The following is a 13,618-nucleotide window of genomic DNA, read 5'->3' on the forward strand; positions in this document are numbered from 1 at the left end:
TTCAGCCCGCCAGCAGCTTCTTGGCGTCGAGGGTCTCGCCGCCCTTGTTCCAGTTGCAGGGGCACAGCTCGTCGGTCTGCAGGGCGTCCAGGACGCGCAGGACCTCGGCCACGTTGCGGCCGACCGAACCGGCCGTCACCATGACGAACTGGATCTCGTTGTTCGGGTCGACGATGAACGTCGCGCGCTGGGCGACGCCGTCCTCGCCGAGGACGCCGGCGGCCTCGGTCAGCTCGCGCTTCACGTCGGCCAGCATCGGGAAGGGCAGCTCGCGCAGGTCGGGGTGGTCCTTGCGCCACGCGTGGTGCACGAACTCGTTGTCCACCGACCAGCCCAGGACCTGGGCGTCGCGGTCGGCGAACTCGCCGTTGAGCCGGCCGAACTCGGCGATCTCGGTGGGACAGACGAAGGTGAAGTCCTTCGGCCACGCGAACAGGACGCGCCACTTGCCTTCGTGGGACTTGCTGGTGATGGTCTCGAAGGCGTTCTCCGGGTCGAGGGAGACGCAGGCGGTCAGCTCGTAGGCCGGGAAGTGGTCGCCGACGGAAAGCACGATGAAGGCTCCTTGTGGACGCGCGTATGGGTAGCGACTCCATCACGATGGGTATTTTCTGGAGTCGTTCCAAATTATGGCCGATGACTCTCCGTAACCCAAGACCGAGGGTGCCCTAAGTGGGAGAGATCACCGATCATGGCGTCACGCTGCGGATTCGTCGCCGGATGCGGCGCACGGATGGCCGACGCGTAGGGGATGTATCAAGTGCCGCGCGCACGCTTCGGGCCGGTTCAGAGCGCGCCACGCGCCGCTCCGGAAAGGAAAACCTCATGCGTGTCAGAGCACGAACGTTCGCGGCCGTCGCCACCGTGGCGACCGTCGCCGGACTTCTCTTCACGGGTCCCGCCCACGCGGCGAAACCCACCTACACCGACGCCCAGATCGCGGCGATGAGCCAGCCGCAGCAGGAGCGCCTGCTCGGTCCGCTGCGCCGCGTCGCCAACGCCATCGGCGACTACGGCCGCCTGGGCGGTGCCGGCCACTTCTCGGGCATCGAGCTCGACGCCAACCACGGCGAGGTCACGGTCTACCTGACCGACACCGGCCGGAAGGGCGAGTTCCTGGCCGCCGCCCGCGGCGCGGACAAGGGTGTCGACACGAGCATCGTCCGCTTCGCGAAGAGCACCTACACCAAGCGGGACCTGCGGGCCGCGCGCGAGAAGCTCCTGGCGCAGCCGTCGCTGGTGCCGCAGGCGATTCGGACGATCTCGGTCCCGGCCTCCGGTGAGGGCCTGCGGATCGGGGTCTACGGCGCCGCGCTGTCGGCGGCTCCCGCGCCCAGCGAGGTCTTCGGCGTCCCGGCGCTCTTCGAGGCGGCCACGGACGTGCCGCAGACCATGTCGCGACGCAAGGACGAGCGGCCGTGGATCGGCGGCGAGGGCCTGAGCACCGCCGCGCGTGGCACGTGCACGTCGGGCCTGCCGGCCAGGCGCAACTACGACGGCCGGTCCTTCCTGATCACCGCCGAGCACTGCGGCGAGGAAGGCGAGTGGTTCTACACCGAATGGGAGAACAGCACCCGGAACTACATCGGCCGGACGACCTACACCCACGTCCAGTACGACGCCGCGGCGATCGACACCAATGACACCGGGGTGACCGGTGGCCGGACCTGGGAGGGCCCGAACGACGGGCGTGCCACCGTGGCGCCCATCGACGGCATGCGCTACTCGTACAACGGCGACTGGGTCTGCCACTCCGGCTTCCCGTCGGGCCAGGTGTGCGGCATCCGCGTCTGGGACCAGGACAAGACCTGGACGGACGATTCCGGCCACACCCGCCGTGGCGTGGTCGCCGAGAAGACCGACGGTCCCGCCGGCGCCCAGCACGGCGACTCCGGCGGCCTGGTCTGGACCTACACGAGCAACGGCCGCCAGGCCCGCGGCATCATCAGCGCGGGTAGCGGCCGGGACGTCTACTGGACCGAGGCCGTCGACATCCTCGGCGCCTGGGGCATGCGCCTCGCCTGACGCCTGAAGACGGCAGAGTGAAGGGCCGGGCGATCATGCTCGGCCCTTCGCCGTACCTAGACGCCGTCGAACAGCACGCTCAGGCTCTCCCGGTTGTGGATGCGCGCGATCGCCTCGGCGAACAGCGGCGCCACCGAGGCCACCCGGACCTTCGCGGAGAACTCCACGGGCTGGTTCTCCACGGTGTCGGTGATCCACAGGGTCTCGATGGGGCTGTCGTCGAGACGGTGCATGGCCTTGCCGGTGAACACGCCGTGGGACACCGCCGCGCGGACCGAGCGCGCGCCGCGCTCCATCAGGCACTCGGCGACCTCGGCGAGGGTCCCGGCGGTGATGGTGAAGTCGTCCACGATCAGCGCGTGCCTGCCCGAGACGTCCCCGATCAGGTCGATGACGCGCGCGGCCTCGCTGTGGTCGACGCGCTCCTTGTCGGCGATCGCCAGGGGCGCGTCCAGCGCGCGGGCGAACAGCCGGGCCTTCTTGGCGAAACCGGCGTCGGGGGAGACCACCACCAGGTCCTTGACACCCTCGTCGCGGATCGCGGTGACCAGCACCGGCAGGCCGTACAGGTCGTCCACCGGGACCTGGAAGAAGCCCTGGATCTGCGGTGCGTGCAGGTCCAGCGTCACCACCCGGTCGGCGCCGGCGGCCTCCATCGACTGCGCGCAGACCCGCGCGCGGATGGATACGCGCGGCTCGTCCTTCTTGTCGCCCTTGGCGTAGCTGAAGTAGGGCATGATCACCGTCACCGACGCCGCCGAGGCGCGCTTGAGGGCGTCGATCCAGAACAGCAGTTCCATGAAATGGTCGTTGGCCGGGAACACCGTCGACTGGACCAGGTAGACGTGGCGTCCGCGCACGTTCTCCCCGACCTTGACGAAGAGGTTGCCGTCGGAGAACTGGAGGACCTCACCCCGGCCCGCCTTGATGCCGAGGTGCCGGCAGATCGACTCGGTCAGGACCGGGCTGGCCGATCCGCCGAATACCAGGAGTTCGTCGTCGTACGCCATCATGATTGCCTCCCTGCGCCTATGGGCCTTCAACCGGCCCGCCGGGGGACCGGAAGGTTTCCATCACATGGCGCACGCGTCTCTTTCTCGCGGCCACGGGGAGGATCATGCCATGCCGCGCCGCGCCGGAGCGTTGGGTTCCCGACACGCCGAGTATCCCGCGAAGTGGGAAAGCGGGCCAAGATCTGGACAGCGCTGGCATACTCGTCGCCGTGAACCTCAGCCTCATTATTGGCCCCTAGCGCGCTGTCGAACGACCGGACAGCGCGCAGACCTCCCGTGACCACGGGGGGTCTTCTTGTTTTCCAGGCCAGAGGCGACGAAAGGAAACCCGAGATGATCGGTCCCGCCGACGAGTTCCACGTGTTCGACACGACCCTGCGCGACGGCGCGCAGCGGGAGGGCATCCGTTACTCCGTAGCCGACAAGCTCGCCATCGCCCGCCTCCTCGACGACCTCGGCGTCGACTACGTCGAGGGCGGCTGGCCGGGCGCGCTGCCCAGCGACACCGAGTTCTTCCGCCGGGCCCGCGCCGAGATCGACTTCAAGAACGCCACGCTCGTCGCCTTCGGGGCCACCCGCAAGGTCGGCCGTCACGTGGAGGACGACCCGCAGGTCAAGGCCCTGCTGGACGCCGAGACCAGCGCGCTGTGCCTGGTCGCCAAGTCCGACGTCCGCCACGTCGAGCGCGCCCTGCGCACCACCCGCGAGGAGAACCTCGCCATGATCGCCGACACCGTGTCCTACGGGGTGGCCATGGGACGCGAGGTCTTCCTCGACTGCGAGCACTTCTTCGACGGGTACCGCCACGACCCCGGCTACGCCGCCGCCGTCGTGGGCACCGCCCTCGAAGCCGGAGCCGACGTCGTCGTCCTGTGCGACACCAACGGCGGAATGCTCCCCTCAGACGTCCGCGACACGATCGCGGGACTGCGCGAGCGCCTTGGGGGCCAACCCCGCCTGGGCATGCACGCGCAGAACGACACCTCCTGCGCCGTGGCGAACACCATCACCGCGGTGCAGGCCGGGGTCATGCACGTACAGGGCACCGCCAACGGATACGGCGAGCGTCCCGGGAACGCCGACCTGTTCGCCGTCCTGGGCAACCTCGCCCTCAAGCTCGGCCTCCCCGTCCTACCCGACGGTGGGCTGGCGAAGATGACCCACGTCTCCCACGCCATCGCCGAGATCGCCAACCTCGCGCCCGACACCCACCAGGCCTACGTCGGACACGCCGCTTTCGCCCACAAGGCGGGGCTGCACGCCAGCGCGATCAAAGTGGACCCCGAGTTGTACAACCACGTCGACCCGGCGCTCGTCGGCAACGACATGCGGGTCCTCGTCACGGAGATGGCCGGCCGGGCCAGCATCGAGCTCAAGAGCGCCGAGCTGGGGCTGGACCTGACCGGCCGTCCCGACGTCTCCGCCCGCGTCACCGAGCGCGTCAAGGAACTGGAGGCCGCCGGGTGGTCCTTCGAGGCCGCCGACGCCTCCTTCGAGCTCCTCGTCCGCGACGAACTCGGCAGCCCCGTCCCCGCGCCCTTCACCCTGGAGTCCTACCGGGTCATCGTCGAGCACCGCGAGGACGGCGCCGTGGTCAGCGAGGCCACTGTCAAGGTCGGCGTGCGCGGTGAGCGGGTCATCGCCACCGCCGAGGGCAACGGACCCGTCCACGCCCTCGACTCGGCCCTGCGGCAGGCGCTCCTGCCACACCACCCCGGCCTGGCCGGGGTCGAACTGGCCGACTACAAGGTCCGCATCCTGGCCGGATCCCACGGCACCGCCGCCGTCACGCGCGTCCTCATCGGCTCCAGCGCCGGTGAACGCGAGTGGACCACCGTCGGCGTCCACGAGAACGTCGTCGAGGCCAGCTGGCACGCGCTCGTCGACGCCCTCGCCTTCGGGCTGTCCAGGGAGGTCGGCACCACCTGATCAACCGGGGCGCGGGGTCGACGCGGCTGGGTACGGTTGGCGCGTGAGCATCAACGAGACCCGCCGTTACGTCCCGCGCCCCGACCCCGCCTTGGCGCGCCGCCGGATCGTGGCCGGCGCGCTGCTCGGGCTGCTGCTCCAGATGCTCGTCGCGATCGTGCTGGGCCTGATGATGCCCGGCACGTCCTTCTCCGACGGCGTCACCATGTCGGCCATCTCCAGCATGGTCGCCACCCCCGCCTGCTTCGCGGTGGCCTTCTCCCTGATGTTCAGCCCCCGCACCCGCCAGGTCGGCGTCGGCCTGCTCATCGGCGCCATCGTCGGCACGCTGCTGCTCGCGGGCGGGTGCGCCGCTTTCGGCTGATCCGGTCCTAAAGCCGCGATAGCGTCACCCCGGGAAGAACCGACCAGTCCTTGGGGGGACGCCGCCATGCCAGCCGACCCGGTTCACGGGAAATACAGTCGTGTGCGCACCATCGCCGATCTCGTCCGCGCCGAAGCCGACCGGATGCGCCGCCAGGCCCAGGTCCTGGCCGACATGCCCGCCGTCGCGCCCGACGCCGTCCTGCGCGAGGAACTCGACGGGCACGGACGCCGCTGCCAGACCGTGGCCCGCCAGCTCGACGCGCTCGCGGCCACCATCGACGCCCACGCCGGTGCGGTGGAGGGCCCGGCGGTGCGTCGGCACCTGCCGGAGATCGCCGCCGCCATCGGCGTCGGCGCGGCCGTGGGGGCCGGGGTCTACGCGCTGTCCCGGAGGACGAAATGAGTCAGGCCACCGGCCACAAGCACGATCACGACGTCCACGAGCACACCGCCGAGGAGGTCGAGGGCCTGATGGGCCTGGCCCGCGACCTGGGGGTCTGCGCCGAGCAGATCGCCACCACCGCCGCGCGGCTGACGGCGCTGCTGAGCGACCCCGTCCTGCTGCGCTCAGTGGCGGCCTCGCCGCGCACCGGCGCGAAGGTGACCGCGCGGCTGGGCCGGGCCATCGCCGGTGGCCTCGGCTGCGGCACCGAGACCAACCGGCTCGGGAAGGTCATCGCGATGCTGACCAGCGCCACCGGCCGCGAGAGCCTCCCGGCGCTGGTGGCGGCCTCGGCGCTGAAGACGCGCGTCCGGGCCTTGACGAAGCTGCACCCCGAGCTGCGCGAGGACGCCGACCTGGCGGCCCTCATCGCCGCCATCGAGGGCGACCGGCAGGTGGAGGCGGTCCGCCGGTTCCGCCGCCTGATGAAGGAACGCGGCACCCAGCAGGCCCTGGGCGCGATCGCGCCGGTGTTCATCGAGCTGTCCGGGCTCATCGCGCTGCTCGACGAGAACCCCTTCAACGACGCCGTGGGCTGGAACTTCGCCGTCGGCAAACCGCCCACCGGCGAGCCGCTGCTGGGCGTGTCGATGACGTGGGTCTCGGCCTTCGAGAAGGGCGAGGGCTCGGCGATACCCGTCGGCCTGCCGCCCGAGGTGAGCCTCGACGACACCGGCACCATCGCCGGTCACATGCGCAACATCGGCGTCCTGCGCCCCTACGGTTACATGCTCCTCCAGCGCGTGCGCGCCGGGGACGGCGCCGAGCGCTGGCTGCTGGTGCTGCCCGGGATGACCTCCGACACCGTCAGCAGCGACTCCACCCAGGACCTGGTGGGCGCCATCCGCAACACCCAGCTCACCGAGTCGACCTACACCCGCGCGCTGCGCACCACCTTCGCCGCCGCCGGGGTCCCCGACGGCGCCGAGATCGCCCTCATCGGGCACAGCCAGGGCGGTGTGGTGGCGATGAACATCGTCTCCGACGCCGAACTCGTCGAGCGCTACCGCTTCACCCACCTGGTCGCCGTCGGCTCGCCCGTCGACTACAAGAAGCCCCTCGTGGCCGACCTGTGGGTGGCCAGCGTGACCAACCAGCACGACATCGTGCCCGCCCTCGACGGGCGCGGCTTCGGGGCCGTGCACAACCCCCACCCCGACTGGTACGAGGTCGACTTCGCCGACGGCCGCCACGGCTTCCCCGCCTGCCACGGCGCCAAGCGCTACGCCGAGAACCTCGCCGAGGACATCCCGGAGGCCGCCGCGCACATCGACCGGAAACTCACCGGGTACCGGGGGGAGGTCCTGGGGACGGCGGCGTTCCGGCTCAGTGACAAGTGACGGGGTGGCGCGGCGGCCGCCGATGCGCGAGAATTCCGCTTCATGCCCCCCGAGATCAGCCCGGCCGTGCGGGCCACGATCGAAGCCGACGCCCTCCGGCAGCGGCGACGCCGCCGCATCCGGTTCGCCCTGCTGGGCGGGCTGGCGCTGGTGATCGCCGGGATGCTGGGGTACTGGCAGATCACCGCCGCGACCTGCGACGGCGACGTCCAGCACCGAACCGCGCGCGTCTGCTACCCCAACCCCGACGGCTTGCCCGAGGACCGCGACGACGTCGGCCTGGTCCACCTCGGCCGTGGCTTCGACGGCGTCACCGAGGACTCCGAGTACATCACGTCGAGCGGACCGTTCCGGCTCGCCGGCGGCGACCTCGCCGCGATCGCCACCGAGCGGTCCACGTGCCGCGGACCCGCCTCGGCGGCCACCGTCGACAGGCACCCCGCGGCCGTGGTGACCTGCGAGGGCCGGGAGTACCAGCGGCTGATCGTCGTGGACGTCGGCGAGGGCGAGTACGCCGTCGTCGAGGGCCGGGTCGGGCCCGGCGGCGACCACGCGGCCGTCGACGCGATCCTGGCCCGGATCACGGTCTTCGACTGAGCTTGATCACGCTCACTACCATCCCCGCGTGGACTCCATCGACGACGCCGTACGCGAACTGACCAAGGACATCGGGAAGGTCCTGCGGACCCGGGGCTTCAAGGGCTCCGGCGGCAAATGGCGGTACACCTCGCCCGACGGCCTCGTCCTGGTCCACCGCTGGACCGCGCAGGTCCCCGACGACCGGGGCACCGTCAAGCGGATCGGGCTCACCGGTGAGGTCGTCCCGGCCGAGTGGTGGCGCTACACCGCGTGGAAGGACGCCCGGGACCGCCACCCGGTCACCCCCATCGAGCGCACCGCCGGTCCCCGCATCATCGACCACGTCTACGACGATTCGCGCCCGGCGTGCGTGTGGAGCATCCGCCTGCACCCGCACTACTGGGGACGCCCCGACACCCTCGACGACGACGTCGCCGCGATCGGCGAGGAGATGCCCGGAGCCGTCGACGCCCTCGCGCGGGCGATGATCGAGCTCCTCACCGGCGACCGGTACGCCGAGGCGATCATCGCCGACGGGCGCATGGACGTCCGGGAATGGTTCGCCGTCGCCGTCCTGCTCGCCGGGAACGGGAGCACCCGGGGACTCGACCACGCGCTCCGGGAGCTCACCGTCCTGCTGTCGGACCCCTCCGATCAGTGGCTCCTCGACGAGATCACCGCCTACACCGACGACCGCCTCGCCGGACGCGCCTAGCCCAGCCGGATGACCCCGCGCTCCACACCCACCGTCACCGCCGCCGTCCGCGTGTCCACGCCCAGCTTGGCGTAGATGCGCTGGAGGTGCGTCTTCACCGTCGCCTCGGTGATGAACAGGCGCTTCCCGATCTCCTTGTTGCCCATGCCCTCGGCCAGCAGCCGCAGGATCTCGATCTCCCGCGGCGACAGCCCCGGCAGCGGGTCCCGCATCCGCTTCATCATGCGCGTCGCCACCTGCGGCGACAGCACCGTCTCACCCCGCGCCGCCGCCCGCACGCCCCGGAACAGCTCCTCCGGCGGACCCGCCTTCAGCAGGTAACCGACCGCCCCGGCGTCGATCGCGCGCGTGATGTCGGCGTCGGAGTCGTAGGTGGTCAGCACCAGCACCGCCGGCGGCTCCGGCAGCGCGCGCACCCGCCGGGTCAGCTCCACCCCGTCCACGCCGTCGCCGAGCTGGAGGTCCATCAAGACCACGTCGGGCTTCTCCAGCGCGATGCCCCGCACCGCGTCGGCGGCCGCACCCGCGTCACCGACGACCTCGATCCCCTCCTCGGCCGACAGCAGCGCCCGGACCCCCGCGCGCACCACGACGTGGTCGTCCACCAGGAACACCCGCACACCGCACCTCGTCTCACACACCGGCCTTCACCGGAACCGACACCGACACCGCCGTCCCCTCACCCGGGGCCGTCTCCACCGCGAGGTACCCGTCGAGGGCCGCCGCGCGCTCCCGCATCGCCGCCAGGCCGTAACCCCGCCCAGGGACCGTGACCGGCGCGTCCGGGTCGAAACCCGCGCCATCATCGTGCACGTCCAGGTTCACCCGGTCCCCGATCCGCGCCAGCGTCACCACCGCCCGCGCCGCCCGCGAATGCTCCCGCACGTTCGCCAGCGCGCCCTGCGCGACCCGCAACAGCGTCGCGGCGGCCTCCTGGCCGAGGTCGCCGAGCTCGCCCTCGACGCGCAACCGCACGTCCACACCGCTCACCGCGCCGGTCTCGGCGACCAGCGCGCGCAGGGCGTCCACCAGCGGCTCCGGGACGCTCAGGTCGCGCACGAACCCCCGCGCCTCCTCCAGGCCCCGCACCGCCATGTCCGCGGCGAGCCGGACGTGCTCCCGCGCGCCCTCGCTCGCCCACGCCCGCTCGGCGTTCTGCAGCAGCACCGCGATGCCGGACAGGTCCTGCGCGAGCGTGTCGTGGATCTCCCGCGCCAGCCGCGTCCGTTCCTCCAGGACCCCCGTCCGCCGCTGCGAGGCCGCCAGCTCCCGCTGGTCGCGCTTGAGCTGGAGGACCGTCGCCACCGTCATCCCCGCGATCGCGATCGGCACCAGCACCAGACTCGGGTCGACGACCTCGTTCAGCGCCAGCAACGCCACCACGACCACCCCCGTGAGCACCCCGCCCACCACCACCGTCGCCGTCGGCGACAGCAGCCGCAAACACAGGAACAGCAGCGGCACCGCCACGATCGCGAACGAAGGCGCCCGCCACGTCAGCACCACCCAGCACACCAGGACGCCCGCCAGCCACCCCAGCGACCAGCCCCGCCCCAGCCGCGTCCACCCCCAGACACCCGTCGCGTACACGACCACGGTCACCGCCGCGATCGCCAGGTCGACGACCATCCGCCGGTCGAAAGGGTGCCGGATGATCAGCCGCGAAGCACCAGCGGCCATCAGCAGGAAGAAGCCCACGTGCATCGCGACATCAAGAAGCCGAGTCTTCTCCCGCATGATCGCACCATATCCGCACTTCACAGGCCATGTGTAAACCGATCGGATGACGCCCCGCGTCAACCGGGCCACGCCCGAGGTTCACGCCCACGCCCGACATCGGCCCACCCGACGCGGCAGAAGCTGGAACACGTCAGCCCACCGAGCCACGACGCTCCACCGGGCGAGCCAAGCCAAGCCAGCGCGAAAGCCACACGATCGGAGCCGACCCCGTGAAGAAGCCCTCCCTCCTCACCAAGACCATCGCCGCCACCACCCTCGGCCTCGCCCTCGTCGGAGGCATCGCCGCCACCGCCAACGCCGCCGTAGAGCCCACCAACACCACCGCCAACCAGGCCGTGACCGTGGAACAGGCCGCCAAGCACGACAACAAGACCCCCAAGGGCATCGTCGAAGTGGACACGATCTCGGCGGACACCGCCATGAAGGCCGCCCAGGCCGCCCTCAAGGAAGCCCAGAAGAAGAACGTCCGGGTCACCATCGTGATCGTCGACCGCTCCGGCGCCACCCGCCTCGTCGTCCACGGCGACAACGCCGGCCCCCAGACCGAGGAATCCGCCCAGCGCAAGGCCTTCACCGCCGTCTCCTTCGGCAAGGCCACCAGCCAGCTCGCCGGCGGCGCCACCGGCGACGCCCCCAACATCGGCGACATCCCCGGCACCCTCTTCCTCGCCGGCGGCGTCCCCGTCGCCGTCGACGGCCTCTCCATCGCCGGCATCGGCGTCGGCGGTGCCCCCTCCGGCGACATCGACGAGGCCATCGCGAACGCGGCCCTTGCCGCCATCGCGAACGACCTGAAGTAGGAAACGCAGGAGGAAGAGGAAGAAGACAAAGACTCCCGCGCCGGGCCGCAACTCCATCCCCCCTGGACTGCGGCGGCCCGGCGCGGGTCACGTAGGAGAACGAAAGGGCCGGGCCACGCAGAAGAGCGTGGCCCGGCCCGACCGTGTGCCGGGGAAGAGTGTGGAAGCGGAGGAGAAGGGCATGGGGGAGTAGCCGGAGACGCAAGATCGGCCGGGAGCGACCCAAGCCCGTGCACGAAGCCCACCCGAGGACAGGGGCGAGACGCAGGGCAGACCCGGGTGCGATGCGTAGCCGAGGGCGGCTTGAACCCGGGCGAGGTGATTGGCGGGCAACGGGGTCAAAACCCGGGCAACAGACAAGCTCGTTGTTTTAGACCCGGGCAAGGTGACTGGCTGGCTACGGGGTCTGAACCCGGGCAACAGACCGAGCTTGTTGTTTTAGAGCCGGGCCAAAAGACAAGCCGGGGACGCACGACAACACGGGCCCGGGACCAGCTTGTGCGGGGGCTGTCTCGGGATAGGAGAGGATCCTCCCTCGGTCGGCCGGATGGGTTCTTGGAACGAGGGTTCTCGGGGTGTCAAGACAGCACTTCCGTCTTGACACCCCGGGGTTCCTCGTTCACCGTCGCAAAGGCCGAACGCGGGTGGAGCCTCCCGAGAGAGGTCCGGCGTCCAGGGGCCGCACCCCTGGTCGGGTCCCAGGGGTGAAACCCCTGTCCAGAGGGTGAGGATCGACTCGCGCCGATGCAGGTGATCGGGCGAGGGCGACCCGTGGGGGGAAGGCAAGAAGCCAGACGGCCCGCGCCCGTGGCGGGGGGTGGGGTGACGGGGGATGCCGGGCGAGGCCCGCCAGCGAAACTGGCTGGGGCTGGGGCTGGGGCTGGGGCTGACGCTGAGGCCAGCGCCGAGGCCGAGCCCACCCCCGCCCGCCCCCAGGTCACCCACGACCGGGTCTGAGCCCAACCCTCCCACCGTCCCACCCCCTCAAACCCCTGCGCAATCCGCCCCCTTTGATCATGATGGACCCGGTACCTCCGCCCGAAAGGACCCTCATGGCCACGATCCGCGAAGTCGTCTTCGACCAACTCCGCGCCTGGGGCATGACCACCGTCTACGGCAACCCCGGCTCCACCGAGCTCTCCTTCCTCCGCGACTTCCCCGCCGACTTCCGCTACATTCTCGGTCTCCAGGAAGCCGCCGTCGTCGGCATGGCCGACGCCCATGCCCAGGTCACCGCCCGCCCGACCCTGGTGAACCTGCACACCGCCGCGGGCCTGGGCAACGCCATGGGCGCCATCATCAACGCCGCGGCGAACAAGACCCCCCTCGTCATCACCGCGGGCCAGCAGACGCGCGCGATGATCACCCTCGAAGCGCTCCTCACCAACGTCGACGCCACGACCCTCCCGCGCCCGGCGGTGAAGTGGTCCTTCGAGCCCCCACGGGCCGCCGACGTCCCCGCCGCCCTGGCGAGGGCGCGCCTGATCGCCGACACCCCGCCGAGGGGCCCGGTCTTCCTCTCGCTCCCGATGGACGACTTCGACGCCGAGGTCGACGAGCAAGACGAAGGGAAAGCACGAACGCTCGCGAAACGCACCGTCGCCGCCACCACCGCCGGCGACCCCCAAGCCCTCGCCGCCCTCGCCGAGCGCCTCGCCGCCGCCGAGAACCCCGCGCTGGTGTGCGGCTCCGAGGTCGACGCCGACGGTGTCTGGCAGGACGCCGTCGCCCTCGCCGAGCGGCTCCAGACGCCGGTGTGGTCGGCGCCGATCGAGGGCCGGGTGACGTTCCCGCAGAGCCACTGGCTGTTCCGGGGGCACCTGCCGCCCGCGATCGGCCCGCTGGCCAAGGCCCTCGACGGGCACGACCTCGTGGTGGTGCTGGGCGCGCCGGTGTTCCGCTACTACCCGTACGTCCCGGGCGAGTACCTGCCCGCCGGGACGGCTCTCGCGCACATCACCAGTGACCCGGGCGAGGCCGCGCGGGCGCCGGTGGGGGACGCGATCATCGCCGACGTCGGCTACGCCCTCCAGACGCTGCTGGACCTGATCCCGGACCCGAAGAAGCCGGTCCCGGCGATCTGCCCGCCCGCGCCGGGGGCGGTCCCGGACGACACGGGCGTCCCGCTGGAGCCCGGGGCGGTCTTCGCCGCGCTGGCCGCCGCCGTCCCCGGCGACGCCCGCTGGGCGCACGAGTCGCCCTCGAACACGCAGTTCTTCCAGGACCACGTCAAGCTCGACCGGCCCGGCTCGTACTACATGACCGCCGGTGGCGGCCTGGGCTTCGGGCTCGCCGCGGGCGTCGGCGCGCAGATCGCCGACCCGTCGCGGCCGGTGGTGGCGCTGATGGGCGACGGGTCGATGCAGTACGCGATCTGCGCGCTGTGGACGGCCGCCGCCTACAAGGTGCCGCTGACGATCGTGGTCCTGGCCAACGCCGAGTACGCGATCCTCAAGTGGTTCGGCGCCTTCGAGCGCGCCGACGGCGTCCCCGGCCTCGACATCACCGGCCTGGACACCGCCGCGATCGCCGCCGGGTACGGCGTCCGCTCGCACCGGGTCACCAGCGCCGCGCAACTGGCGTCCCTGCTCGGCGAGGCCATCGCCGCCAAGGACGGCCCCACCCTCATCGAAGTGCCCATCAAGACCGTCTTCCCGAGCATGTGAGAG

General features: G+C 71.3%; 13 protein-coding genes. 9 read left to right on the forward strand and 4 right to left on the reverse strand.

The genetic code is table 11. The features are described 5' to 3' along the window. Position 1 precedes the first annotated feature (1 nt). Complete coding sequence (locus QSK10_RS23030) at positions 2 to 553, reverse strand: peroxiredoxin (RefSeq protein WP_285665018.1); 552 nt, start codon at positions 551 to 553, stop codon at positions 2 to 4. A 272-nt stretch (positions 554 to 825) separates the two neighbouring features. On the opposite strand from QSK10_RS23030, the gene QSK10_RS23035 reads away from it, so the two are divergent. Beyond that, positions 826 to 2,025, forward strand: coding sequence for a S1 family peptidase (locus QSK10_RS23035; protein WP_285665019.1), 1,200 nt, complete (start codon positions 826 to 828; stop codon positions 2,023 to 2,025). A gap of 56 nt (positions 2,026 to 2,081) precedes the next feature. Here the strand turns inward: QSK10_RS23035 and QSK10_RS23040 are convergent, their stop codons facing one another. Beyond that, positions 2,082 to 3,038 carry a ribose-phosphate diphosphokinase gene (locus QSK10_RS23040; RefSeq protein WP_285665020.1) on the reverse strand — a complete coding sequence of 319 codons (957 nt, stop codon included), beginning with the start codon at positions 3,036 to 3,038 and terminating at the stop codon, positions 2,082 to 2,084. A 333-nt stretch (positions 3,039 to 3,371) separates the two neighbouring features. On the opposite strand from QSK10_RS23040, the gene cimA reads away from it, so the two are divergent. The 6 genes from cimA to QSK10_RS23070 all read left to right on the forward strand — a co-directional run bounded on the left by cimA (position 3,372) and on the right by QSK10_RS23070 (position 8,409). Beyond that, positions 3,372 to 4,967: a citramalate synthase gene (gene cimA, locus QSK10_RS23045; protein ID WP_285665021.1), complete on the forward strand. Its 1,596-nt coding sequence runs from the start codon at positions 3,372 to 3,374 to the stop codon at positions 4,965 to 4,967. 43 nt (positions 4,968 to 5,010) lie between these two features. After that, a complete protein-coding gene (locus QSK10_RS23050) occupies positions 5,011 to 5,331 on the forward strand; it encodes a hypothetical protein (RefSeq protein WP_285665022.1) in 321 nt (106 codons plus the stop codon). Between the two features lie 102 nt (positions 5,332 to 5,433). After that, the gene (locus QSK10_RS23055) at positions 5,434 to 5,736 is read left to right on the forward strand and encodes a hypothetical protein (RefSeq protein WP_285665023.1); all 303 of its coding nucleotides are present in this window, start codon (positions 5,434 to 5,436) and stop codon (positions 5,734 to 5,736) included. Continuing rightward, positions 5,733 to 7,115, forward strand: a complete 1,383-nt coding sequence (locus QSK10_RS23060; RefSeq protein WP_285665024.1) for an alpha/beta hydrolase family protein — start codon at positions 5,733 to 5,735, stop codon at positions 7,113 to 7,115. Before QSK10_RS23055 ends, QSK10_RS23060 begins: the two co-directional genes overlap by 4 nt. 42 nt (positions 7,116 to 7,157) lie before the next feature. Further along, positions 7,158 to 7,712, forward strand: a complete 555-nt coding sequence (locus QSK10_RS23065) for a hypothetical protein (RefSeq protein WP_285665025.1) — start codon at positions 7,158 to 7,160, stop codon at positions 7,710 to 7,712. A 28-nt stretch (positions 7,713 to 7,740) separates the two neighbouring features. Then, entirely contained in the window at positions 7,741 to 8,409 is a 669-nt protein-coding gene (locus tag QSK10_RS23070; RefSeq protein WP_285665026.1) for a hypothetical protein, read from the forward strand. On the opposite strand, the gene QSK10_RS23075 is transcribed toward QSK10_RS23070, so the two are convergent. Together QSK10_RS23075 and QSK10_RS23080 are read right to left on the reverse strand one after the other, a co-directional pair. Continuing rightward, entirely contained in the window at positions 8,406 to 9,029 is a 624-nt protein-coding gene (locus QSK10_RS23075; RefSeq protein WP_285665027.1) for a response regulator, read from the reverse strand. The genes QSK10_RS23070 and QSK10_RS23075 overlap by 4 nt on opposite strands. A 13-nt stretch (positions 9,030 to 9,042) precedes the next feature. Continuing rightward, the gene (locus QSK10_RS23080) at positions 9,043 to 10,146 is read right to left on the reverse strand and encodes a sensor histidine kinase (protein WP_285665028.1); all 1,104 of its coding nucleotides are present in this window, start codon (positions 10,144 to 10,146) and stop codon (positions 9,043 to 9,045) included. A gap of 212 nt (positions 10,147 to 10,358) precedes the next feature. Here QSK10_RS23080 and QSK10_RS23085 point away from each other — a divergent pair, with 212 nt between their 5' ends. Continuing rightward, the gene (locus tag QSK10_RS23085) at positions 10,359 to 10,949 is read left to right on the forward strand and encodes a GlcG/HbpS family heme-binding protein (RefSeq protein ID WP_285665029.1); all 591 of its coding nucleotides are present in this window, start codon (positions 10,359 to 10,361) and stop codon (positions 10,947 to 10,949) included. A 1,052-nt stretch (positions 10,950 to 12,001) separates the two neighbouring features. After that, on the forward strand, positions 12,002 to 13,615 hold the full coding sequence (gene mdlC / locus QSK10_RS23090; RefSeq protein WP_285665030.1) for a benzoylformate decarboxylase: 1,614 nt from the start codon (positions 12,002 to 12,004) through the stop codon (positions 13,613 to 13,615). Positions 13,616 to 13,618: the final 3 nt, after the last annotated feature.

This window comes from Actinorhabdospora filicis (assembly GCF_030269765.1).
GTDB lineage: Bacteria > Actinomycetota > Actinomycetes > Mycobacteriales > Micromonosporaceae > Actinorhabdospora > Actinorhabdospora filicis.